The sequence below is a fragment of the Clostridium sp. AF12-41 genome (genome assembly GCF_003461685.1).
GTDB lineage: Bacteria > Bacillota > Clostridia > Lachnospirales > Lachnospiraceae > Otoolea > Otoolea fessa.
The window spans coordinates 17,997-38,840 of the sequence record NZ_QTXO01000005.1; the positions used below are offsets into that span (position 1 = coordinate 17,997).

The 20,844-nt window shown below is 46.2% G+C and carries 32 protein-coding genes and 1 riboswitch; all 32 genes read right to left on the bottom strand.

The window, feature by feature from the left end; all coding sequences use genetic code 11:
* Positions 1-41: 41 nt before the first annotated feature.
* The 32 genes from glgA to rplB all read right to left on the bottom strand — a co-directional run bounded on the left by glgA (position 42) and on the right by rplB (position 20,819).
* Positions 42-1,487 (bottom strand): glycogen synthase GlgA, encoded by a 1,446-nt coding sequence (glgA, locus tag DWV73_RS09010; RefSeq protein WP_117796492.1) that lies wholly within the window; start codon positions 1,485-1,487, stop codon positions 42-44.
* A gap of 386 nt (positions 1,488-1,873) precedes the next feature.
* Positions 1,874-2,542 (bottom strand): hydrolase, encoded by a 669-nt coding sequence (locus DWV73_RS09015; protein WP_117796493.1) that lies wholly within the window; start codon positions 2,540-2,542, stop codon positions 1,874-1,876.
* A gap of 207 nt (positions 2,543-2,749) precedes the next feature.
* Positions 2,750-3,556: a sporulation transcription factor Spo0A gene (spo0A, locus tag DWV73_RS09020; RefSeq protein WP_117796494.1), complete on the bottom strand. Its 807-nt coding sequence runs from the start codon at positions 3,554-3,556 to the stop codon at positions 2,750-2,752.
* A gap of 428 nt (positions 3,557-3,984) precedes the next feature.
* Positions 3,985-4,060: riboswitch (cyclic di-GMP riboswitch) on the bottom strand.
* Between the two features lie 214 nt (positions 4,061-4,274).
* A complete protein-coding gene (gene spoIVB, locus DWV73_RS09030; RefSeq protein WP_181986245.1) occupies positions 4,275-5,564 on the bottom strand; it encodes a SpoIVB peptidase in 1,290 nt (429 codons plus the stop codon).
* Between the two features lie 408 nt (positions 5,565-5,972).
* Entirely contained in the window at positions 5,973-6,509 is a 537-nt protein-coding gene (locus DWV73_RS09035) for a L17 family ribosomal protein (protein WP_022360547.1), read from the bottom strand.
* A 178-nt stretch (positions 6,510-6,687) separates the two neighbouring features.
* Positions 6,688-7,650 carry a DNA-directed RNA polymerase subunit alpha gene (locus tag DWV73_RS09040; RefSeq protein WP_107000788.1) on the bottom strand — a complete coding sequence of 321 codons (963 nt, stop codon included), beginning with the start codon at positions 7,648-7,650 and terminating at the stop codon, positions 6,688-6,690.
* Between the two features lie 126 nt (positions 7,651-7,776).
* Positions 7,777-8,370 carry a 30S ribosomal protein S4 gene (rpsD, locus tag DWV73_RS09045; RefSeq protein WP_107000789.1) on the bottom strand — a complete coding sequence of 198 codons (594 nt, stop codon included), beginning with the start codon at positions 8,368-8,370 and terminating at the stop codon, positions 7,777-7,779.
* A gap of 18 nt (positions 8,371-8,388) precedes the next feature.
* The gene (gene rpsK / locus DWV73_RS09050; protein ID WP_022360550.1) at positions 8,389-8,790 is read right to left on the bottom strand and encodes a 30S ribosomal protein S11; all 402 of its coding nucleotides are present in this window, start codon (positions 8,788-8,790) and stop codon (positions 8,389-8,391) included.
* A gap of 75 nt (positions 8,791-8,865) precedes the next feature.
* Positions 8,866-9,234, bottom strand: coding sequence for a 30S ribosomal protein S13 (gene rpsM, locus DWV73_RS09055; protein WP_022360551.1), 369 nt, complete (start codon positions 9,232-9,234; stop codon positions 8,866-8,868).
* Positions 9,235-9,365: 131 nt separating this feature from the next.
* Positions 9,366-9,479, bottom strand: a complete 114-nt coding sequence (rpmJ, locus tag DWV73_RS09060) for a 50S ribosomal protein L36 (protein WP_003497809.1) — start codon at positions 9,477-9,479, stop codon at positions 9,366-9,368.
* Between the two features lie 249 nt (positions 9,480-9,728).
* Positions 9,729-9,947, bottom strand: coding sequence for a translation initiation factor IF-1 (gene infA / locus DWV73_RS09065; protein WP_022360552.1), 219 nt, complete (start codon positions 9,945-9,947; stop codon positions 9,729-9,731).
* A gap of 1 nt (position 9,948) precedes the next feature.
* Positions 9,949-10,221 (bottom strand): hypothetical protein, encoded by a 273-nt coding sequence (locus tag DWV73_RS09070; RefSeq protein ID WP_117796495.1) that lies wholly within the window; start codon positions 10,219-10,221, stop codon positions 9,949-9,951.
* A gap of 253 nt (positions 10,222-10,474) precedes the next feature.
* A complete protein-coding gene (map, locus tag DWV73_RS09075; protein ID WP_117796496.1) occupies positions 10,475-11,224 on the bottom strand; it encodes a type I methionyl aminopeptidase in 750 nt (249 codons plus the stop codon).
* Between the two features lie 3 nt (positions 11,225-11,227).
* Complete coding sequence (locus DWV73_RS09080) at positions 11,228-11,872, bottom strand: adenylate kinase (protein WP_022360555.1); 645 nt, start codon at positions 11,870-11,872, stop codon at positions 11,228-11,230.
* 108 nt (positions 11,873-11,980) lie between these two features.
* The gene (secY, locus tag DWV73_RS09085; protein ID WP_117796497.1) at positions 11,981-13,297 is read right to left on the bottom strand and encodes a preprotein translocase subunit SecY; all 1,317 of its coding nucleotides are present in this window, start codon (positions 13,295-13,297) and stop codon (positions 11,981-11,983) included.
* Between the two features lies 1 nt (position 13,298).
* Positions 13,299-13,739, bottom strand: coding sequence for a 50S ribosomal protein L15 (rplO, locus tag DWV73_RS09090; RefSeq protein ID WP_022360557.1), 441 nt, complete (start codon positions 13,737-13,739; stop codon positions 13,299-13,301).
* Between the two features lie 23 nt (positions 13,740-13,762).
* Positions 13,763-13,945, bottom strand: a complete 183-nt coding sequence (rpmD, locus tag DWV73_RS09095; protein ID WP_022360558.1) for a 50S ribosomal protein L30 — start codon at positions 13,943-13,945, stop codon at positions 13,763-13,765.
* A gap of 15 nt (positions 13,946-13,960) precedes the next feature.
* Positions 13,961-14,470: a 30S ribosomal protein S5 gene (gene rpsE / locus DWV73_RS09100; RefSeq protein ID WP_022360559.1), complete on the bottom strand. Its 510-nt coding sequence runs from the start codon at positions 14,468-14,470 to the stop codon at positions 13,961-13,963.
* A 19-nt stretch (positions 14,471-14,489) separates the two neighbouring features.
* The gene (rplR, locus tag DWV73_RS09105) at positions 14,490-14,858 is read right to left on the bottom strand and encodes a 50S ribosomal protein L18 (protein WP_022360560.1); all 369 of its coding nucleotides are present in this window, start codon (positions 14,856-14,858) and stop codon (positions 14,490-14,492) included.
* 17 nt (positions 14,859-14,875) lie between these two features.
* Positions 14,876-15,418, bottom strand: a complete 543-nt coding sequence (gene rplF / locus DWV73_RS09110; protein WP_022360561.1) for a 50S ribosomal protein L6 — start codon at positions 15,416-15,418, stop codon at positions 14,876-14,878.
* A 99-nt stretch (positions 15,419-15,517) separates the two neighbouring features.
* The gene (gene rpsH / locus DWV73_RS09115) at positions 15,518-15,919 is read right to left on the bottom strand and encodes a 30S ribosomal protein S8 (protein ID WP_022360562.1); all 402 of its coding nucleotides are present in this window, start codon (positions 15,917-15,919) and stop codon (positions 15,518-15,520) included.
* 284 nt (positions 15,920-16,203) lie between these two features.
* Complete coding sequence (locus DWV73_RS09120) at positions 16,204-16,389, bottom strand: type Z 30S ribosomal protein S14 (RefSeq protein WP_022345134.1); 186 nt, start codon at positions 16,387-16,389, stop codon at positions 16,204-16,206.
* Between the two features lie 14 nt (positions 16,390-16,403).
* Positions 16,404-16,943, bottom strand: coding sequence for a 50S ribosomal protein L5 (gene rplE, locus DWV73_RS09125; RefSeq protein ID WP_022360563.1), 540 nt, complete (start codon positions 16,941-16,943; stop codon positions 16,404-16,406).
* Between the two features lie 23 nt (positions 16,944-16,966).
* Complete coding sequence (gene rplX / locus DWV73_RS09130) at positions 16,967-17,272, bottom strand: 50S ribosomal protein L24 (RefSeq protein WP_022360564.1); 306 nt, start codon at positions 17,270-17,272, stop codon at positions 16,967-16,969.
* Between the two features lie 12 nt (positions 17,273-17,284).
* Positions 17,285-17,653, bottom strand: coding sequence for a 50S ribosomal protein L14 (gene rplN / locus DWV73_RS09135; RefSeq protein WP_022360565.1), 369 nt, complete (start codon positions 17,651-17,653; stop codon positions 17,285-17,287).
* A gap of 27 nt (positions 17,654-17,680) precedes the next feature.
* Positions 17,681-17,935: a 30S ribosomal protein S17 gene (rpsQ, locus tag DWV73_RS09140; protein ID WP_107000794.1), complete on the bottom strand. Its 255-nt coding sequence runs from the start codon at positions 17,933-17,935 to the stop codon at positions 17,681-17,683.
* A 39-nt stretch (positions 17,936-17,974) separates the two neighbouring features.
* Positions 17,975-18,175 carry a 50S ribosomal protein L29 gene (gene rpmC / locus DWV73_RS09145; RefSeq protein WP_022360567.1) on the bottom strand — a complete coding sequence of 67 codons (201 nt, stop codon included), beginning with the start codon at positions 18,173-18,175 and terminating at the stop codon, positions 17,975-17,977.
* Positions 18,165-18,602 (bottom strand): 50S ribosomal protein L16, encoded by a 438-nt coding sequence (gene rplP, locus DWV73_RS09150; protein ID WP_022360568.1) that lies wholly within the window; start codon positions 18,600-18,602, stop codon positions 18,165-18,167. Before rplP ends, rpmC begins: the two co-directional genes overlap by 11 nt.
* On the bottom strand, positions 18,602-19,258 hold the full coding sequence (gene rpsC / locus DWV73_RS09155) for a 30S ribosomal protein S3 (protein ID WP_022360569.1): 657 nt from the start codon (positions 19,256-19,258) through the stop codon (positions 18,602-18,604). The genes rplP and rpsC overlap by 1 nt, the downstream gene beginning before the upstream one ends.
* A 12-nt stretch (positions 19,259-19,270) precedes the next feature.
* The gene (gene rplV / locus DWV73_RS09160; RefSeq protein ID WP_022360570.1) at positions 19,271-19,657 is read right to left on the bottom strand and encodes a 50S ribosomal protein L22; all 387 of its coding nucleotides are present in this window, start codon (positions 19,655-19,657) and stop codon (positions 19,271-19,273) included.
* 26 nt (positions 19,658-19,683) lie between these two features.
* The gene (gene rpsS, locus DWV73_RS09165; protein WP_022360571.1) at positions 19,684-19,965 is read right to left on the bottom strand and encodes a 30S ribosomal protein S19; all 282 of its coding nucleotides are present in this window, start codon (positions 19,963-19,965) and stop codon (positions 19,684-19,686) included.
* A 14-nt stretch (positions 19,966-19,979) separates the two neighbouring features.
* A complete protein-coding gene (rplB, locus tag DWV73_RS09170; RefSeq protein WP_022360572.1) occupies positions 19,980-20,819 on the bottom strand; it encodes a 50S ribosomal protein L2 in 840 nt (279 codons plus the stop codon).
* Positions 20,820-20,844 lie beyond the last annotated feature (25 nt).

The following is a 20,844-nucleotide window of genomic DNA, read 5'->3' on the forward strand; positions in this document are numbered from 1 at the left end:
TTCCACACATATGCCACTGTCCTAAATCACTCGGTCCGTCATTAATATCCTATCAGCCAGTCATACAATTCCTGATATTTTCCAGCCGATGTCTGCCAGGAAAAATCAGCCGCCATGCCGCGGTCTACGATCTTGTTCCACTCGCGCTTCTTATTATAATAGATGTATTTTGCATAGCGGATGCAGTCGAGCATCTCATGTGCATTGTAGTTAGCAAAGGAAAATCCTGTTCCGGTTCCATCGTATTCATTGTATGGCCATACAGTATCCTTGAGGCCACCCGTCTCACGCACGATCGGCACGGTTCCGTAGCGAAGCGCCATGAGCTGGCTCAGCCCACATGGTTCAAACAGCGACGGCATCAGGAATGCGTCACAGGCTGCATATACCTTATGCGACATATCTTCCGAATAATAAATATTAGCGGAAACACGATCATTGTACTTCCAGTCATAGTGGCGGAACATATTTTCATACCGTTCATCTCCGGTTCCCAGCACAACCAGCTGTACATCTTCCGTACAGATCTCATCCATCACACACTGTACCAGGTCAAGTCCCTTCTGGTCGGTCAGACGGGAGACGATACCGATCATGAACTTTTTCTCGTCCTGCGCCAGTCCCAGCTCCGCCTGCAGCGCCTTTTTATTCTTGGATTTCTCCTTGCGGAATGTCTTTGCGTTATAATTTTGTACGATCCGTTTATCTGTCTCCGGATTAAATTCATCGTAATCAATACCATTTAAGATACCGCGCAGACTGTTGCTTCTCGCACGCATCAGACCGTCCAGTCCCTCGCCGTAGAACGGAGTCTTAATCTCCTCCGCGTAGGTGTTGCTGACCGTCGTGATCGCATCCGCGTATACGATGCCGCCTTTTAACATATTGCCGTCTTTGTAAGCTTCCAGCTTATCCGGTGTAAAATAGTAGTCCGGCAGCTCAGAGAAATGCTGGATTGTCTTCACATCCCACACACCCTGGAATTTCAGGTTGTGGATCGTCATGACGGACTTGATATCCCGGAAGAACTCGCCGCCGTGGAATTTGTCCTTGAGATGCACCGGGATAAGTCCCGTCTGCCAGTCGTGGCAGTGGATGACATCCGGCTTGAAGCCGATCACCGGCAGGGATGAGAGAGCCGCCTTGCAGAAGAAAGAAAACTTCTCCAGATCGTAATACCAGTCCCCATACGGGCGATCACCCCAGAAATAACTCTCATTATCAATAAAATAGAAGGTCACGCCCTCATATTCATATTCCAGGATGCCCACATACCGGTTCTGTCCCAGATAATCCATATAAAAATGGTTCACATACTTCATTTCACTGCGGAATGACTCTTTGATGCACAGATACTTCGGGATCATAACACGCACATCAAAATACTGCTTATCAAAACATTTTGGAAGAGATCCGACAACGTCTGCCAGACCTCCTGTCTTGATAAATGGAACCGCCTCCGATGCAATAAATAGAATATTCTTCATAGCTACTACCTCCCAACCGTGCCCGCTCGCGATCCGGCACCCTATTAAAATTATTATACAATAGAATCAGGGAATTAGAAAGTAGGCGACAGAGAAAAAAATCGGGAAATATATGACAAATAGTTCCGATTTGCAGACTGTATTTTCTGAATTGGATATTTTGCATAGTACCGGATGAATTATAAATTTTACCGCATGAAAAAGAATGTGCCTTGGCACATTCTCGCGCCGAGCGCGGTCGCTTGCGACATGTTTCTGCTTCGCGCGAGTGCGCATCCTCGCGGAGCGTTTTTTGTTTCATAGGACGCAATTTCCTATGAAACAAAAATAAAAGACGGAGCCGAAAAGAAAATTATGTTTTCTCTTCGGCCCCGGCTTTTGTATAATCAGGGATTGATCTCCCTGTATTTCTTCATCGTCCGCGCAAACAGCTCGCCGTTGGACGGCGGCGTGTACGTGATCGCATTGGCGCCCGCCTCGATCGTCTCCAAAATCGATTCGTTAGTCGGTCCTCCGGTCGCGATAATGGCAACGTCCGGATACTCCTTCCGTATCTCGGCTACCATCGATGCGGTGGCGGCAGCGCCTGATACATTTAAAATATCGGCTCCCGCCTCCAGTTTGCGGCGGACATCCGTGTGAACCGAAGCAATCGTCGCAATGACCGGAATGTCAACCACCCGCTTGATCTCCGTGATGACCTCATCCGCGATCGGCGCGTTGACCACTACACCGTAGGCTCCCTGATGTTCTGCCTGAAGCGCCAGACGGACGGAACGCTTTCCTCCGGTCAGACCGCCGCCGACCCCGACAAACACCGGCACATCCGAGATGCTGATGATCGACTGTGAGATAGCTGCCTGCGGAGTAAACGGATAAACTGCGATGATCGCATCCGCGTTGATATTTTTGATGATTGCCACATCCGTTGAAAAGGCGATCGATTTGATACGCTTTCCAAAGATGCGGATTCCTGAACATTCACTGATACAATACGGACACATAATCGTGTGATCCCGCAGGGTTCCATTGTACGCCGGTACTTTTTTTTTCATAGGCAATTCTCCGTTCTTTTAGCTGCTTTCCTGACCTCTCTGTCCAGCTGTTTTATACAGGGGCAGTTTTTCAGTCCTGCATCTTTTATTTCCCCTTTATCTTATCATACACACATTTACCCATGCAATCAGTCACTTTCATAAATGTGTTACAATCGTGTTAAAAAGGCTTACAGCACTTTCGGCTCCAAAAAGCACCGCACGATTTTATACATCCCGCTTATAATCCAGGCAAATCTTATCAACAATCAATGCGATAAATTCCGAATTGGTCGGCTTTCCTTTCCCTGTGCTGACGGTATATCCAAATAGATCGTTGATCGTGTCCATCTTGCCGCGGCTCCATGCGACCTCAATCGCGTGGCGGATTGCCCGCTCGACACGGCTTGAAGTGGTCTGGCGCTTCTTGGCGATGGTCGGGTACAGGATTTTCGTCACAGAACCGAGCATTTCTTTATCACTGACTGACAAAATAATCGCATCCCGCAGGTACTGATATCCCTTAATATGAGCCGGAATCCCAATCTCATGCAGAATCTGCGTCACATCGCTCTCCAGATTCTGTCTTTCATATTCCGCCGACACCATATACGGCTCCACCTTCCGGTTGCCCGCCAGGGTCGAAGCGCGGTTCCTGTAATTCTTCAGGCGATGTACCTTGTCTAAAACCGCCTCCTTCGAAAATGGCTTTACTATGTAATAACAGGCGCCCATCCGAAAAGCATCCGCTGTCAGATTCTCGCTGCTCGCAGCTGTAATCATAACAAAGGAAGTGTCAGCTGAACAGTCTTGATTTGTCTTGATGCGCTCCATAACCGAAATTCCATCCATTCCCGGCATCACTACGTCCAGAAATACAATATCCGGCTTTGTCTTTACGATCATATTATAGGCATCGGTTCCGTTTTCCGCTTTTCCGACCACCTGAATCTCCTTATCACTTTCCAGTATATTTCCAAGCATATCCAATGCCTGACGATTATCCTCTGCGATCGCAATCTTCATTTCTGCCATAATATTCTCCTCCTCGGCACCTGTGATGATTAAAATAATTATAAATTCTTTTTTTAACAAGTTTCAACTCGTTTTGATCGCGCAGTTCGACACTCAACGCTCATTTTGTCTATCAATTCTTTTGATGCAAAATAAATTACACAAGATGCAAACCATATATAAGCATGTATTGTAGCTAACCGTATCTGTTAAGATTCCGCTATAAACCTTCTACCGCCCAGCCGCCATACGCCTATCTAACGATCCCTTATCACCACGTTTTACCGATTCCGGTCGAAAGACACATAAAATACACGCAATTAAAAAGCCTCCACGACCGGTTTCTGAACATGAAAATTCCATCTTTGCAGATCAAGTTTCGATAAATTCCTATAAAAAAACAGAGTTACGCCATAGCCATACAACTATAACATACTCTGTTATCGTGTTAATGCAACTGGCTGCCATTTTACAGGCCCTATAGCTTTGCGTCGCAGCTTTTCAACTGTTTTGCCAAATATGTAATTTGCTCTATTATATACGCTTTTTTTATATCCTGTCAATAAAGAGAGCAAAAACTTTGTACTTTGCATGTTACTGTTCACACACGTGTGCCCAGCAACAGGATTTTGCCGATGCTGCGTATTCAAAATCGGCAAAATCTGCTGCCAGAACTGTATCATATGGAATTTTCAGTCCAGAAAATTCCCACTTGTAAACAGTTACTTTGCATCCAGATTCAATGTCCCAGCATATTCTCCACCAGAATCCCATACCCTCGCGTCGAATCCTGAATAAAAACGTGCGTGACTGCTCCGATGAGTTTTCCGTTCTGGATGATGGGGCTGCCGCTCATGCCCTGGACGATCCCGCCGGTCAGGGACAGAAGTTCCGGATCGGTTACGCGGATGACCATGTCCTTGTTGTGGCGGTTGGAAGAGTGGTCTATTTTCTGAATCTCAATCTCGTAGTCTTTCAATTCCCCGGACACGCTGCTGCGGATGCAGGCACGGCCTTTTTTGACGTCCTGACGGTAACCGATCGGAATTGCAGGGTTCTTTACCCGGCTTAAAAAGCGCGGATTTGCCGTCCCGAAAATGCCTTGATCCGTATTCGCCTCCACACTTCCCAGCCGCGACTGATTTCCATAGTAAATAACGCCCGACATCACGCCCGGCTTTCCGAAACTACCCTTCTCCACACCCAGAATCTCCGTATCGTATAGTTCGCCGCCGGAGGTCTGCACCAGAAGTCCCGTGTCGCCGTCGCTGATACCGTGTCCCAGCGCTCCAAACGCGCCGTTAGCACATACATAGGTCATCGTACCGATGCCCTGCGTATCGTCGCGGATCCACAGCCCCAGCTTATAGTCTCCCTCCTGCGTCTGTACCGGCGTCATCTGTACATCCATCGTCTCTCCCTCGCGGCGCACTGAAAGTGTCAGAGCCATATTTCCCGCTTCCTTGACCGCCCGTATCATATCTTTCTTGTCCGTCGCCGGCGTCCCGTTGATTGCCTCGATATAATCTCCAGAACGCAGGATCCCGTCCGCCGGATCTATCACTTCCCCCGTCTGTGCCGTCACCCTTCCGGTTCCAATCACCATCAGTCCATCGGATTTCATGTAAATACCCACCGGCAGCCCACAGGGAACCGCATACTGGACGTCCGACACATCTACCTCGATATCCTTTAATTTCCATATTCCAAAGAGTTTGAGACTTAAACGGTACGTTCCCTCCTGTTCAGAATAGATGGAAAAGGGCTGGTTGAGCTGCAGATGGATCTGGTCGGACGGAATTTTAGAGCTGCCGTTTAGAAGCACCTCCTCGCTCTCACTTTCCAGCAATGCTCGAAACGGCAGCCCAAAGCGAACTTGCTCCTGCCGGTCCACCACCACATTGATGCGGTCGGGAACCGCGTTCTTCACATATTGATAAGACACGCCGGCAAGCGCAATGACCCCCGCACCAAAGATTATCAGCAGAACACGGCGAAGTTTTTCCTTCCGACTTATTGTTTTCCACATACCAGAGTTTTTTCGCACGGTTTTTCCTCCTTCTACTCCTATGTACCTCCCCCGTTCCGTAGATTCCGCACTGCGGCGAATCTCAACGAAATGCAGATGTACACTCTGTTTGAATCCAAGAACTTGTTCGATAAAATCGTTTAATCCTAGTATGCGGAAAACCGTAAAATTCAGTCTGCTATTTTTGCGCCATTCTTTCTATTTTTTTCATTCAAGTGTTATTAAAACCCTGACTTTTTCTCAAGGTAAATGGAAAACCTGAAAAATTCCATTCTAACGTCAAAAAACCCGGTTCAGAAGACAGATTTCTCTGTCTCCCAAACCGGGGATATAAAATCATCTTACGATTCAAAACTTGCGTAAAAGAACGAAGATTTGATACAACTTAAACAAACGAATCTATCTAAATTATACCAGCTCTAACAGAACTTCCATAGCGCCGTCGCCCTTACGCTGACCGATCTTAACGATACGGCTGTAACCACCATTGCGGTTAGCGTACTTCGGTGCAAGCTCATCAAACAGCTTAGCCGGCATATCTACCTTCTTAGTGTTTTTCTTCTTGCCTGCTCTTGCAGTCGGAACGTCTGTTACATCGTAGAGAACCTTCAGCATCTGTCTTCTAGCGTGAAGTCTGGAAGCTTTATCTTTCTTGATCTCTTTCTCTACTTCGTCGTAAACGGTAACTTTCTTGCCGTCAACAACTTCTTTTACTCTCTTGCCGTTCTCGTCTTTGCGAGCTACCTTAGCGGTAACTTTAACGGTCTCGAAGTTATCTTTCTCTTTTACTGCCAGAGCGATCAGACCCTCAGCGATCTTCTTCACTTCTTTTGCTCTTGCCTCAGTGGTAACGATCTTGCCGTTGAATAACAGTGCGGTTACCAGGCTGCGCAGCATTGCTTTTCTCTGACTGGAAGTTCTTCCAAGTTTTCTATATCCTGCCATGATTCTTTCTCCTCCATTTGCGGAAGCCGGCACTCATGCCCTTTGGACTTACTGAATGTCTGCTATATAAAATATAATTGTTTGATGGTTATGCAGGGACCTGTGCCATTCGGACTTACCCGTCCCCGTATCTGCATGAAAGGGACGCACTGCAAAGCACGTCCACCCACGCGGTATCTTAAGCCTCTTCGCTCGGGTTGAGCTGCAGGCCTAATTCTTTCAGTTTTGCAAGAACCTCTTCCAGGGATTTGCGGCCCAGATTTCTGACTTTCATCATATCTTCCGGTGTGCGGTTGCACAGCTCCTCCACTGTATTGATTCCGGCTCTCTTTAAACAGTTGTAAGAACGAACGGATAACTCCAGCTCGTCGATGTTCATCTCAAGCACTTTCTCTTTCTCGTTGTCTTCCTTCTCTACCATAACCTCTGCGGTCTTGGCATTCTCGGAAAGGTCAATGAAGAGGTTCAGATGCTCGCTCAGAACCTTTGCTGCCAGGCTGACAGCTTCGTCTGGTGCCAGCGTTCCATTTGTGTATACATCTAATGTCAGCTTATCATAATCTGTCACCTGACCCACACGGGTGTTCTCAACGGTCATATTGACACGCTCCACCGGTGTGTAGATAGAATCAACAGCCAGAACTCCGATCGGAAGATCTTCACTCTTGTTCTTATCTGCGCTGATGTAGCCGCGGCCCTTCGTGATCGTCAGCTCCATGTAGAATTTGCTGTCCGCGCCGCCGCTTAATGTAGCGATGACCTGGTCCGGATTCAAAATCTCAATGTCAGAATCAGCGTGAATGTCAGCTGCTGTGATGACGCCTTCGCCCTCGAACTCGATATAAGCCGTCTTCGGCTCATTCGTCTCGCTGCTGTTTTTGATCGCCAGACTCTTGATGTTCATGATAATTTCAGTTACATCCTCTTTTACACCAGGGATAGAACTGAACTCATGCAAAACGCCGTCGATTTTCACTTGACTTACTGCTGCACCAGGCAAAGAGGAAAGCATAATTCTTCTTAAGGAATTGCCTAATGTGGTACCATAGCCTCTTTCCAGCGGTTCAACCACAAATTTGCCATATCTTTTGTCTTCGGAAATCTCAGCAATTTCAATTTTTGGTTTTTCAAAATCGAACACGATAGCCCCTCCTTTTGGGAACATTTTTGAGGGTCTGCCATACTCTTGTAGTCTCGGAATCTCCCAAGCAGCTGCCAAAGCAGATACATGGGAGATTCTGGACTAACATAATAGTAATACTTCTTATTATTTGGAGTACAGCTCGACGATAAGCACTTCGTTTACAGGAACGTCAATTTCGTCTCTGCTCGGTAACTCTTTAACAGTACCTTTCAGGTTCTCAGCGTCAACTTCCAGCCATGCCGGTACCATTCTTCCGCCGGTTACCTCAGCGATATCTTTATATCTCTGTGAAGATTTGTACTTCTCTTTGATCTCGATTACATCGCCAGCCTTAACTAAGTAGGACGGGATGTTTACGCTCTTGCCGTTTACGAGAACGTGCTTGTGATCTACGATCTGACGTGTCTCTTTTCTTGTACGGCCAAAGCCCATTCTGAATAATACATTATCCAGTCTGCACTCCAGAAGGATCATCAGGTTAGCACCGACCTGACCATTCATTCTGGATGCTTTTGCATAGTAATTTCTAAACGGTTTCTCTAACACACCGTAGATGAATTTTGCTTTCTGCTTTTCTCTCAGCTGGAGTGCATACTCGCTCATCTTTCTGTTGGCTCTCGTTAATTTTCTCGTTGATTTCTTGTCGATTCCTAAATAAACCGGATCAAGGTCAAGAGATCTACATCTTTTAAGTACAGGAACTCTATCTACTGCCACTTTACTTGCACCTCCTAATTAGACTCTTCTACGTTTCGGCGGACGGCATCCGTTATGCGGAACCGGAGTTACGTCCTTAATGCTTGTTACTTCCAGACCACATGCCTGAAGAGCACGGATTGCTGCTTCACGACCTGATCCCGGACCTTTTACCATAACGTCTACAGACTTTAAGCCATGGATAAGAGCTGCCTTCGTTGCAGTTTCTGCAGCCATCTGAGCTGCATATGGAGTAGATTTCCTTGAACCTCTAAATCCCAGACCGCCTGCACTTGCCCATGATAAGGCATTACCCTGTGCATCTGTTAAAGTAACGATTGTGTTATTAAAAGATGACTGGATGTGCGCCTGTCCGCGTTCAACGTTTTTCTTTACACGCTTTTTTGTCACTTTCTTGCCAGTGGACACTTTTTTAGCCATTTTAAACTAACCTACTTTCTCAAATATTGAATCCTGTTGCTAAACCTAACCTGATTCAGTTTCCTTGTTACTTAATTATTTCTTCTTGTTTGCTACTGTCTTTCTCGGACCCTTACGAGTTCTAGCGTTGGTCTTTGTCTTCTGACCACGAACCGGAAGGCTCTTTCTATGACGGATGCCTCTGTAGCATCCAATCTCCTGCAGTCTCTTGATGTTCATAGCGATCTCTCTTCTCAGATCACCCTCAACCACCTGACTGTCAGCGATGATTGCCGCAAGCTTCTTAACTTCGTCGTCAGTTAAGTCCTTAACACGAGTGTCAGGATTAACTTCAGCTTCGGCCAGGATACGGGCTGCACTTGCTCTACCGATACCGTAGATGTAAGTCAAGCCGATCTCTACGCGTTTCTCTCTTGGTAAATCGACACCTGAAATACGAGCCATGTGTGTAGTACACCTCCATTAGTTTTTCTTACTTCTTCGTTGATAATGTATAAATTTGCTTAAACTACTGAACAACTCATCCGAGTGGTTCATAATAGAAAGCCGCGCGAAAAAATAGGTGCTAAATCAAATTAGCCCTGTCTTTGTTTGTGCTTCGGATTCTCACAGATTACTCTGATACTGCCTTTTCTCTTGATGATCTTGCACTTTTCGCAAATTGGTTTAACCGATGATCTAACCTTCACAGCAATTCTCCTTTCCGTAATAGTCCGTCCAATCTCGGACATACAATTTTTTATAACCTATTGTAGTCCTGTGTCGGACTTACAGGTACAACAGACTCGTTCCATCCCCCTGCCGTGAGAGGACAAAAGGGCGGATCTTACCTGATGCTTCAACAAAGTTCGCTAAAGCATTATAACATTTAAAATCCTATAATGCAAGCGAAATTTACACTTCTCTCAATAATTTTATTGAGAAAAATGGATTGGTCTTTATTTATCTCTCCAAATGATTCTTCCCTTAGAGAGATCGTATGGCGACATTTCCATTGTAACCTTATCGCCCGGCAGAATACGGATGTAGTTCATACGGAGTTTTCCGCTGATCGTAGCAAGTACGATGTGTCCGTTTTCCAGTTCTACCTTAAACATAGCGTTCGGCAGCTTCTCTGCTACTACGCCCTCAATCTCAATTACATCTGCTTTCGACATTCTATATACCTCCCTGCAATGATTTCTGAATGAAATAGCGGATCGCTTCATCCTGGACTGCCGCGCCGTCCGCAAACTGGGCTGCCAGCGCCTCATCCCATTTGTGGGAGAACTGCACGTGCTTTCTCTTCTTGCGTTTCGGCTTGGCGGCGGTTTTAGTGCGTCCGTCTGCCAGATACACGTAGCGTGCATCTTCTCTGACTATAATATAATAAGTGCCTTTGTCGTGGCCCGCAAGTGAGCGGACCAGACAGCCAGTTCCATATTCCGTCATTCTGATCTCCGTTTCTGTAGACAGGTGTTTCCGCTCCCGCCGCAGGCTTCTCAGATTACAGTTTGTTCGCTTGCCTATTTGCTCACTTAGCTCGCAAACAGGGCAAAAATTCATGCAGATTTGTCTTCGACAAAGAATTTTTGGCATTGCCCGCCTTATTGATCGGCTCGGACATCTGCCTCAAGATGCGTACATACTGTAATCGGAAAGCCTGCTTAGGTCTTCGTAAAAACTTCCCCAGCTTACTTCTTCTTTATAAGGAAAGGATCTCAGGTTCGCCCTCTGTAATAAGAATCGTATTTTCATAATGAGCAGCCCAGCCGCCATCTTCCGTCATGACGGTCCAGTCATCATCGAGCCAGACTACTTCGTAGCTGCCCTCGGTAATCATCGGCTCGATCGCGAGCGTCATGCCGGGCTGTAAGAGAATTCCTTTTCTTTTTCTTGCAAAATTCGGAATCTCTGGATCCTCATGCAGATGGGAACCGATTCCATGACCAACCAGATCCCTGACAACACCAAAACCGAAACTTTCGGCATATTTCTGGATCGCTGCAGAGATGTCATTGAGATGATTGCCAGCTTTGGCAAATTTAATTCCCTCAAAGAAGCTCTGTCTGGTAACTTCAATCAGTTTTTTGGCATCATCGTCGATCTCTCCGATGCCGTAAGTCCGGGCTGCATCTGAGTGGTATCCTTTGTAGATCACTCCTGCATCCAGACTGACGATGTCTCCCTCATCGAGAAAATGTTCCTTGTGCGGGATTCCATGTACAACCTCATCATTGACAGAGACACAGATCGATGCGGGATAGCCGTTGTAATTTTTGAACGAGGGAATGCAGCCGTAACTCCGGATGATTTCCTCTCCCATATGATCAATATCCCAGGTGGACATACCCGGCCGAAGATTCTTCGCCAGTTCCTCATGCGTTTTGGCGAGAATTCTTCCCGCCTCACGCATCAGTTCAATCTCCCTGGGAGATTTTATCGTCACTGCCATGTTTTAAGCTCCCAAAATATCCGTAATGTTCTTGAATACGTCTTCCATGGTCTGTGTACCGTCTACCGTATGAAGAACGCCCTTCTTCTCATAGTACTCGATCAGCGGGTGTGTCTGGTCATGGTATATTTCCAGACGTTTCTGTACAGTCTCCGGCTTGTCATCATCACGAAGCACCAGCTCAGAACCGCACTTGTCGCAGATTCCTTCTTTTTTCGGTGCTGCGAACTGGATGTGGTAGGTAGCGCCGCACTTTAAGCACGCACGGCGTCCTGCCATGCGGTTTACGATGTTTGCATCCGGCACATCTACGTTGAGCGCGAAATCAATCGCCTCGCCGTTTGCTGCCAGCGCCTCTGTCAGACTCTCAGCCTGCGGGATCGTTCTTGGGAATCCATCCAGAATATAGCCGTTCTTGCAGTCAGCCTCATGGATCCGGTCAAGAAGCATGCCGATCGTTACCTCGTCCGGTACTAAAAGCCCCTGATCGATGAACGATTTTGCTTTTTTACCAAGCTCTGTGCCTGCCTTGATATTGGAACGGAAAATATCTCCGGTAGAAATGTGCGGAATGCCGTATTTTTCTGCAATTCTCTGAGCCTGTGTTCCTTTTCCGGCTCCCGGTGCTCCTAACATAACAATCTTCATAATGGTTACAATCTCCCTATATACAACAGAATCGCCTCCAGGCAGGAGCTGTCTCCGGCCACCTCCAGCCGTAAAGTAAGCAAGCTCCCGCCCAGAAAGCGAGTTGTCTTAGTCGTTTAAGAATCCTTTATAGTTGCGAACCAGCATCTGTGATTCGACTGCTTTGATTGTCTCAAGTACTACACCTACGATAATGATAAGAGAAGTACCTCCGAAGGAGAGACGGCTCACTGAGAACAGTCCAGAGACAATGATTGGAACCAGGCAGACAATGATCAGTCCGCAGGCACCAATCAGTATAATATACTCCAGAATTCCATCCAGGTAATCGGATGTTGGCTTTCCTGGACGAATGCCCGGGATGAAGCCGCCAGATTTCTTCATGTTGTTTGCTACTTCAAGCGGGTTGAATGTAATGGATGTGTAGAAATACGCAAACACAATAATCAACGCGATGTAGACAATTAAACCAACTGAATAAGCCGGACGCTCTGGATTAAACCAGGAGCTGGAATTCAGAGCCAGAAGAATCTTTCCTCCGATGGTGTCATAATTAACCTGGAAAAATCCAGCAATTACCACCGGGAAAGACATCAGGGATGAAGCAAAGATAACAGGAATAACACCTGCTGTATTTACTTTTAACGGGATGCTTGTGGACTGACCGCCAACCATCTTACGTCCCTGCATCTTTTTAGAATACTGAACCGGAATTCTCCGCTCTGCATCCTGTAAAATGATAACAAATACAACCATCGCTACGATAACCGCTACGATAATCACGGCTGTTACAACTGCAACCGCCACGATCTTGCCCTGCAGGAAACGCTCATAGAGCGTAATCATATCGCTTGGCATGGTTGAAATGATATTGAACAGAAGCACGATAGAAATACCGTTTCCGACGCCGTTCTCGGTGATTCGCTCACCGATCCACATCAGCATGGCACTTCCGGCTGTCATTGTCACAATAGCGACAATCACATTCAGGGCAGTAAACTCAACTAAAAGTCCCTTGCCGCCGAAACCGATCGCCATAGCGACGGACTGCATCAGCGCCAGTGCAACCGTAAGGTAACGCGTATATTCCGCAATCTTCTTTCTTCCGTCCTCGCCCTCCTGCTGCATTTCCTCTAATTTCGGAATTGCAATTGTCAGAAGCTGCATGATAATGGAAGAAGTGATGTACGGGGTAATACTCAATGCGAATACCGACATGTTCGTGAACGAACCGCCGGTAATCGTATTGAAGAAACCAAACGCATCATTGGACTGTCTTGTAAACAGTTCCTGGAAAAATGTTGTATTAACTCCGGGAATCGGCAGCTGCGATCCGATACGGATCACAACCAGCATAAAGAACGTATAGAGGAGTTTTTCTCTGACCTCTTTTATCTTAAATGCATTCTGGAGTGTTTTTAACATATTAGATCACCTCGCAGGTTCCGCCAACGGCCTCGATCTTAGCTTTCGCGCCTTCACTTACCGCATCAACCTTTACGTTCAGCTTTTTGGTCAGCTCGCCATTGCCGAGGATCTTAACGCCGTCACGCGGGTTCTTTACGATGCCTGCTTCGATTAATGTTTCAACCGTAACAACTGTGTCGTTCTCGAATCTCTCAAGAGCACTTACGTTGATACCAACGATGGTCTTAGAATTTCTGTTTGTGAAGCCTCTCTTCGGGAGACGTCTATATAACGGCATCTGACCGCCTTCAAATCCTGGTCTCGGAGCGCCGGAACGAGCTTTCTGTCCCTTATGTCCCTTACCAGCAGTCTTACCGTTGCCTGATGCGTGACCACGACCTCTTCTGAAGCTGTCGCTGTGCTTAGAGCCTACCGCCGGCTTTAAATTGGATAAATCCATGACTGCACCTCCTTGCAAATATCTTAGATTTCCTCTACTTTAACTAAATGTCTAACATTCTGGATCATGCCTCTGATAGCGGCGTTGTCCGGCTGCTCAACTGTCTTGCCAGTCTTGTTTAAACCAAGAGCTGCAACCGTTGCTTTCTGCTTCGGGATAGCGCCAATAGGAGACTTAACCAATGTGATTTTTAATTTCTCTGCCATTTTTATCTCCTCCTATTAGTTCAGAATTTCTTCTACAGACTTACCGCGAAGTTTTGCAACCTCTTCCGGAGTCTTTAAAGAACCTAAGCCTGCCAGGGTAGCAAGAACTACGTTTGCCTTGTTGTTGGAACCAAGGGATTTTGTACGGATGTTCTTGTAACCAGCCAGATCCAGTACGGCACGAGCCGGACCACCAGCGATAATACCGGTACCTTCCGGAGCCTTCTTCAGAAGTACGTTAGCGCTTCCGAATTTGCCGAGGAAATCGTGCGGGATGCTATTGTTCTCGTCGAACGGAACCTCCATCAGGTTTCTGGCAGCTGCCTCTTTGCCCTTGCGGATTGCTTCCGGAACCTCAGCAGCTTTTCCCATACCAGCACCAACGTGGCCGTTTTTATCTCCAACTACTACTAAAGCGGAAAAACGCATTGTACGTCCGCCCTTAACGGTCTTGGATACACGTTTGATTGCCACTACAGTATCCTCTAACTCGAACTGGTTGGCATCAATTTTTGTACGTTTCATGTGTATGTTCTCCTTCCTACTAGAATTCCAGACCAGCCTCGCGGGCTGCATCTGCTAATGCCTGAACTTTTCCGTGGTAAATAAATCCGCCTCTATCGAAGACAACTTCTTTAATACCTTTTTCAAGCGCTCTCTTAGCGATTACAGTTCCAACGTGAGCTGCTGCTGCAACATCGTTCGTCTTCTCCAGTTCAGCTTTAACTTCCTTCTCGGCAGTGGAAGCTGCTACTAAAGTTTTTCCAACTGTATCATCAATGATCTGAGCATACATATGATTATTACTTCTAAACACTGCTAAACGCGGTCTCTCGGCTGTGCCAGAAAAACGGTTGCGTAATCTAACGTGTTTTTTAACGCGAATTTCGCTTCTTGACTGTTTGCTAACCATCTTCACACTCTCCTTAATTATTTCTTACCAGTCTTACCAACTTTACGTCTGATAACCTCATCGGCATACTTAATACCTTTGCCCTTGTACGGCTCAGGTCTTCTCTTATCCCGAATCTCAGCTGCATACTGGCCAACTTTTTCTTTGCTGATACCTTTAACAGTGATCTTGTTCTGTCCTTCCAGAACAGTCTCAATGCCTTCCGGATCTTCCATCTCTACCGGATGGGAGTAACCAAGGCTGAGAACCAGTTTCTTGCCCTGCTTCGCTGCTCTGTAACCAACACCGTTAACTTCCAGCACTTTCTCATAGCCTTCTGTTACACCATGAATCATGTTGTTAATTAAGGTTCTTGTCAGACCGTGTAAAGATTTCATTTTCTTTAAGTCGTTCGGTCTGGTAACTACGATATGACCATCCTCTTCTTTGATGTTCATCTCAACCGGGAGTTCTCTCTCAAGTGTTCCCTTCGGACCTTTTACAGTCACTAAATTGTTCTCTGCGATTGTTACGGTTACGCCCGCCGGAATCGCAACTGGCATTCTTCCGATACGTGACATGCCTTTTACCTCCTACTTAGATTTTCGGAGAAGCCGCTAAGGCTTCTCTGTTTTCAGTTGTATCTATACCTTGTCTAAACCGATGATGATGCTTTCGGCTTACCAAACAAATGCAAGAACTTCTCCGCCTACGCCGAGTTCTCTTGCCTGCTTGTCAGTGATAACGCCCTGGTTGGTGGAGATGATAGCTACACCTAAACCGCCCAATACCTTCGGCATATCTTCCTTGTTTGCGTAGATACGCAGACCCGGTTTGGATATTCTCTTGATGCCGGAGATGATCTTCTCGTTTTTGTCTTTACCGTACTTTAAGGTAATACGGATAGTCTTGAAATTGCCGTCCTCAACAACGTCATATTTCTTGATGAAACCTTCCTTTACCAGGATGTCAGCGATTGCTAATTTCATCTTGGAAGACGGAACATCTACTGTATCATGTTTTGCAGTGTTAGCATTACGGATTCTTGTAAGCATATCTGCAATCGGATCGCTCATTGTCATTTTGAGTGTGCCTCCTTATAATTTGACTACCACTTACTGTAAGTGGGTTTCGGTGGGTTTTGGGAACACTAGGATGTGTCCTCTATAATATAGGCATCGTCCACTCGACTAAGCTCGTCTATCGTCTTCGACTCTGACTCACTAAGTCTCGGGACGGGCTGCCTTTTCAGGCAACCTCTTGCCGTGACGCATCGCTCAACTAGATTCAGCTTACGCTTCATCAAGGTTCGCGATGAGCCTCGCACTAAGTTCGCGCTTGCTGCGCTCACTAAGTTGCTTTCGGCTTACCAGCTTGCTTTCTTTACGCCCGGAATTTCGCCCTTGTAAGCTAATTCACGGAAGCAAACTCTGCAGATGCCGTATTTTCTTAAATATGCATGCGGACGACCGCAGATTCTGCAGCGGTTATATTCTCTGGTGGAGAATTTTGCCGGACGCTGCTGTTTAATCTTCATTGAAGTTTTAGCCATGATAAATCCTCCTATTATTTAGCAAATGGCATGTTGAACTGAGTTAACAGCTCACGTGCTTCTTCGTCGGTCTTAGCAGTGGTAACGAAGATGATATCCATACCTCTTACCTTATCTACTTTATCGTACTCGATCTCCGGGAAGATAAGCTGCTCTTTGATACCCAGAGCGTAGTTGCCTCTGCCGTCAAATGCGTTCGGATTTACACCGCGGAAGTCTCTTACTCGCGGAAGAGCCAGGTTGATCAGACGATCAGCGAACTCATACATCTTCTCGCCACGCAGGGTAACTTTACAGCCGATAGCCATACCCTCTCTAAGTTTGAAGTTAGCGACTGATTTTTTCGCTTTTGTAAGAACTGCCTTCTGGCCAGTGATGATTTCCATATCTCTTACAGCAGAGTCCAGAACTTTAGCATTTTCTTTTGCCTCGCCAACGCCCATGTTGATAACAATCTTGTCCAGCTTCGGCACTTCCATGATATTTTTATATCCGAATTTTTTGATCATAGCGTCTACGATTTCGCTCTGATACATTTCTTTTAATCTAGCCAATTTTAACGTTCCTCCTCTCTGTATTAGTCAATTACTTTACCGGTTGCCTTAGCAACGCGGACTTTCTTGCCGTCTTCTACTTTGAAGCCAACTCTCGTAGCCTTGCCATCCACTACCAGCATAACGTTGGAAATGTCAAGCGCGCCTTCCTGATGGATGATGCCGCCCTGCTGATTAGCTGCAGACGGTTTGGTATGCTTTGTTACCATGTTGCATCCCTCAACCAGGACTGTATTCTTCTTTACATTAACGGAAAGAACTTTTCCGGTTTTGTCTTTGTCTTTACCTGTGATAACCTTTACCAGGTCGCCTTTTTTAATTTTATGCACAGCTGACACCTCCTACAGTACTTCCGGAGCCAGGGAAACAATCTTCATAAACTGTTTCTCACGAAGCTCTCTGGCAACCGGCCCAAAAATACGGGTTCCTCTCGGGTTCTTGTCGTCTTTGATGATAACGGCTGCGTTCTCATCAAATTTGATGTAGGAACCATCTTTACGGCGTGCGCCCTTAACGGTACGTACAACAACGGCCTTCACTACATCGCCTTTCTTTACAACACCGCCTGGTGTTGCATCTTTAACGCTGGCAACGATTACATCGCCAATATTTGCATATCTTCTAGTAGAGCCGCCCATAACGCGGATACAGAGTAATTCTTTCGCACCGGTATTGTCGGCAACCTTTAATCTGGTCTCCTGCTGAATCATGCCCAATACTCCTTTCTGATTTAGAAATTATCTCGCTTTCTCGATAATTTCGACGAGTCTCCATCTCTTATCCTTGGATAACGGTCTTGTTTCCATTACCTTTACAGTATCACCGATACCGCACTCGTTGTTCTCGTCGTGTGCTTTTAATTTATAAGTTCTCTTAACAATCTTACCGATTAAAGGATGTTTTACGTGGTTTTCGATAGCAACTACGATTGTTTTGTCCATCTTGTTGCTTACTACCTTACCGGTACGTGTTTTTCTAAGATTTCTTTCCACGGTAGATATCTCCTTTCCTATTTTAGGAATCTATGATAATTAGTTCGCTTTCTCTGTAATAACAGTCTGAATACGAGCGATGTTTCTGCGAACTTCTTTAATTCTGCTTGTATTATCCAGCTGGTTGGTAGCGTTCTGGAATCTTAAGTTGAAGAGTTCCTTCTTAGCAGCTACTAATTCTTCGTTTAATTCTGCAGATGTCTTAGCTTTTAAATCTTCTACATACTTATTAATTTTCACTGTTATCACCGCCTTCTAAATCTGCTTTAGAAGCAATCTTGCACTTGCACGGAAGTTTGTGCATAGCAAGACGAAGCGCTTCTCTCGCTGTCTCCTCTGGTACACCCGCGATCTCGAACATTACGCGGCCTGGTTTTACTACTGCTACCCAGTACTCAAGTGCGCCTTTACCGGAACCCATACGAGTCTCAGCCGGTTTAGCAGTTACTGGTTTATCCGGGAAAATCTTAATCCAAACTTTACCACCACGTTTGATGTAACGGGTCATGGCAACACGGGCTGCCTCGATCTGGTTGGATTTGATCCAGCACGGTTCTGTAGCGACTAAACCGTACTCACCGTAGTTGATTACATTTCCTCTAAGCGCCTTGCCGGCCATGGTACCACGGAACTGTTTACGACGCTTTACTCTTTTCGGCATTAACATTATTTATCGCTCCCTTCCTTATTTCCTTTCGCAGGAAGTACCTCGCCTTTGTAGATCCAAACCTTAACACCGGTCTTGCCGTATGTTGTGTTTGCCTCAGCGAAACCGTAGTCAATATCTGCTCTTAATGTCTGAAGCGGGATAGTGCCCTCGCTGTAGAACTCTGTACGAGCCATATCAGCACCGCCAAGACGTCCGGATACGGAAGCCTTGATACCCTTAGCTCCAGCCTTCATGGTTCTGCCCATAGCGGACTTCATCGCACGACGGAAGGAAATACGGTTCTCAAGCTGCTGAGCGATGTTCTCTGCAACGAGCTGAGCGTCTCTGTCTGGTCTCTTAACTTCTTTGATGTCTACAAAAACTTTCTTGTCAGTTAATTTCTGAACCTGAGCTTTTGTCTTCTCGATCTCTGCGCCGCCCTTACCGATAACAACGCCCGGTTTAGCAGTGTAAAGAATGATTTTTACTTTATCAGAAGCGCGCTCGATTTCGATTTTGGAAACACCGGCGCTGTATAATTTCTTCTTAAGGAAGGTTCTGATTTTGTGATCCTCTACCAGGTTATCTGCAAAATCAGCTTCCGCATACCATCTGGAATCCCAGTCTTTAATAACACCGACTCTTAAGCCGTGCGGATTAACTTTCTGTCCCATAATTGCCTCCTCTTATTTCTCATCAAGCACGATTGTGATGTGGCTCATTCTCTTTTCGATTCTGTAAGCGCGGCCCTGTGCTCTCGGTTTTACTCTCTTCATTGTCGGTCCCTTGTTAGCGAAGCATTCTGCAACGTACAGGTTCTCCGGATTCATCTGGTTGTTGTTCTCTGCGTTAGCAACAGCAGACTCGAGTAATTTTTTAATTAAAGTAGAAGCATATCTAGGATTGTATGTTACAATACCAAGCGCTGTCTTCACATCTTTGCCTCTGATGGCATCTAATACGAAGCATGCTTTCTGAACGGATACTCTGGCGTAAGACAGCTTAGCCGACGGTCTCGTATCCTTATTAGCATTTCTTTCTCTTTTAATCTGGGATCTATGTCCTTTAGCCATTGGTGAAACCTCCTTTCAAGCGTAACTTACTTACGTCCTGCTTTCTTCTCGTCTTTTCCGTGGCCTCTGTAAGTTCTAGTGGCTACGAACTCACCGAGTTTATGTCCAACCATGTCCTCTGTCACGTATACCGGAACATGTTTTCTACCATCGTGAACTGCGATTGTATGTCCAACCATCTGCGGGAAGATTGTGGAACGGCGGGACCAGGTTTTGATAACCTGTTTCTGTCCTGCTGCGTTCATCTCATCTACTTTCTTTAAAAGATGAGCATCTGCAAATGGTCCTTTTTTTAATGAACGACCCATTAGTATACCTCCTATTACTGTTTACCGTTTCTTCTTCTTACGATTAACTTATTAGACTGTTTGTTTTTCTTTCTGGTCTTCAGGCCGAGTGCCGGTTTGCCCCAAGGTGTGCAAGGACCTGGACGACCGATACTGGTCTTGCCCTCACCACCACCATGCGGATGGTCATTCGGGTTCATAACAGAACCGCGGACAGTCGGACGAATACCCATGTGACGTTTTCTACCAGCCTTACCGATATTGATCAGGTTGTGGTCGCCGTTGCCAACTACACCGATAGTAGCGCGGCAGCTGATCGGAACCATTCTCATCTCTCCGGACGGTAATCTAAGGGTTGCATATTTGCCTTCTTTAGCCATTAACTGAGCAGAGTTACCAGCGGAACGAACCAGCTGACCACCCTTGCCCGGAAGAAGCTCGATGTTGTGAATCTGTGCACCAACCGGGATTTCAGAAAGCGGTAAGCAGTTACCAACTTTTGCCTCAGCCTCTGCACCGCTCATAACCTTCTGTCCAACCTGTAAACCAGCCGGAGCAAGGATATAAGCTTTCTCGCCGTCTGCGTAGCAGATCAGAGCGATGTTTGCTGTACGGTTCGGATCGTACTCGATACCAAGTACGGTTGCTGCGATACCGTCTTTTGCATTTCTCTTGAAGTCGATGATTCTATATTTTCTTCTGGAACCGCCGCCTCTGTGACGAACGGTGATTTTACCCTGGTTGTTACGACCTGCGTTCTTCTTTAAAGAAACTACTAAGGATTTCTCCGGTGTGGATTTTGTAATCTCAGAGAAATCAGAGCCGGTCATATGTCTTCTGGAAGGTGTATATGGGCTGTAAGATTTAATTCCCATGACTTTGACTCCTTTCGTTCAACGC

Excerpts from the sequence above, each read along its gene's own strand:
- secY (WP_117796497.1), bottom strand. The coding sequence starts at position 13,297 with ATGTTAAAAACACTCCAGAATGCATTTAAGATAAAAGAGGTCAGAGAA.
- rplO (WP_022360557.1), bottom strand. The coding sequence starts at position 13,739 with ATGGATTTATCCAATTTAAAGCCGGCGGTAGGCTCTAAGCACAGCGAC.
- spo0A (WP_117796494.1), bottom strand. The coding sequence starts at position 3,556 with ATGGCAGAAATGAAGATTGCGATCGCAGAGGATAATCGTCAGGCATTG.
- rpsK (WP_022360550.1), bottom strand. The coding sequence starts at position 8,790 with ATGGCTAAAAAAGTGTCCACTGGCAAGAAAGTGACAAAAAAGCGTGTA.
- DWV73_RS09120 (WP_022345134.1), bottom strand. The coding sequence starts at position 16,389 with ATGGCTAAAACTTCAATGAAGATTAAACAGCAGCGTCCGGCAAAATTC.
- rplB (WP_022360572.1), bottom strand. The coding sequence starts at position 20,819 with ATGGGAATTAAATCTTACAGCCCATATACACCTTCCAGAAGACATATG.
- rpsS (WP_022360571.1), bottom strand. The coding sequence starts at position 19,965 with ATGGGTCGTTCATTAAAAAAAGGACCATTTGCAGATGCTCATCTTTTA.
- rpsC (WP_022360569.1), bottom strand. The coding sequence starts at position 19,258 with ATGGGACAGAAAGTTAATCCGCACGGCTTAAGAGTCGGTGTTATTAAA.
- glgA (WP_117796492.1), bottom strand. The coding sequence starts at position 1,487 with ATGAAGAATATTCTATTTATTGCATCGGAGGCGGTTCCATTTATCAAG.
- rplV (WP_022360570.1), bottom strand. The coding sequence starts at position 19,657 with ATGGCTAAAGGACATAGATCCCAGATTAAAAGAGAAAGAAATGCTAAT.
- rplN (WP_022360565.1), bottom strand. The coding sequence starts at position 17,653 with ATGATTCAGCAGGAGACCAGATTAAAGGTTGCCGACAATACCGGTGCG.
- spoIVB (WP_181986245.1), bottom strand. The coding sequence starts at position 5,564 with ATGTGGAAAACAATAAGTCGGAAGGAAAAACTTCGCCGTGTTCTGCTG.
- rplP (WP_022360568.1), bottom strand. The coding sequence starts at position 18,602 with ATGTTAATGCCGAAAAGAGTAAAGCGTCGTAAACAGTTCCGTGGTACC.
- DWV73_RS09080 (WP_022360555.1), bottom strand. The coding sequence starts at position 11,872 with ATGAAGATTGTTATGTTAGGAGCACCGGGAGCCGGAAAAGGAACACAG.
- rplR (WP_022360560.1), bottom strand. The coding sequence starts at position 14,858 with ATGGTTAGCAAACAGTCAAGAAGCGAAATTCGCGTTAAAAAACACGTT.
- map (WP_117796496.1), bottom strand. The coding sequence starts at position 11,224 with ATGGCAGTGACGATAAAATCTCCCAGGGAGATTGAACTGATGCGTGAG.
- DWV73_RS09035 (WP_022360547.1), bottom strand. The coding sequence starts at position 6,509 with ATGGCAGGATATAGAAAACTTGGAAGAACTTCCAGTCAGAGAAAAGCA.
- infA (WP_022360552.1), bottom strand. The coding sequence starts at position 9,947 with ATGTCGAAAGCAGATGTAATTGAGATTGAGGGCGTAGTAGCAGAGAAG.
- rplF (WP_022360561.1), bottom strand. The coding sequence starts at position 15,418 with ATGTCACGTATCGGAAGAATGCCAGTTGCGATTCCGGCGGGCGTAACC.
- DWV73_RS09070 (WP_117796495.1), bottom strand. The coding sequence starts at position 10,221 with ATGACGGAATATGGAACTGGCTGTCTGGTCCGCTCACTTGCGGGCCAC.
- rpmD (WP_022360558.1), bottom strand. The coding sequence starts at position 13,945 with ATGGCAGAGAAATTAAAAATCACATTGGTTAAGTCTCCTATTGGCGCT.
- rpsE (WP_022360559.1), bottom strand. The coding sequence starts at position 14,470 with ATGAAACGTACAAAAATTGATGCCAACCAGTTCGAGTTAGAGGATACT.
- DWV73_RS09015 (WP_117796493.1), bottom strand. The coding sequence starts at position 2,542 with ATGAAAAAAAAAGTACCGGCGTACAATGGAACCCTGCGGGATCACACG.
- rpsM (WP_022360551.1), bottom strand. The coding sequence starts at position 9,234 with ATGGCTCGTATTTCAGGTGTCGATTTACCAAGAGAGAAACGCGTAGAG.
- rpsH (WP_022360562.1), bottom strand. The coding sequence starts at position 15,919 with ATGACAATGAGCGATCCGATTGCAGATATGCTTACAAGAATCCGTAAT.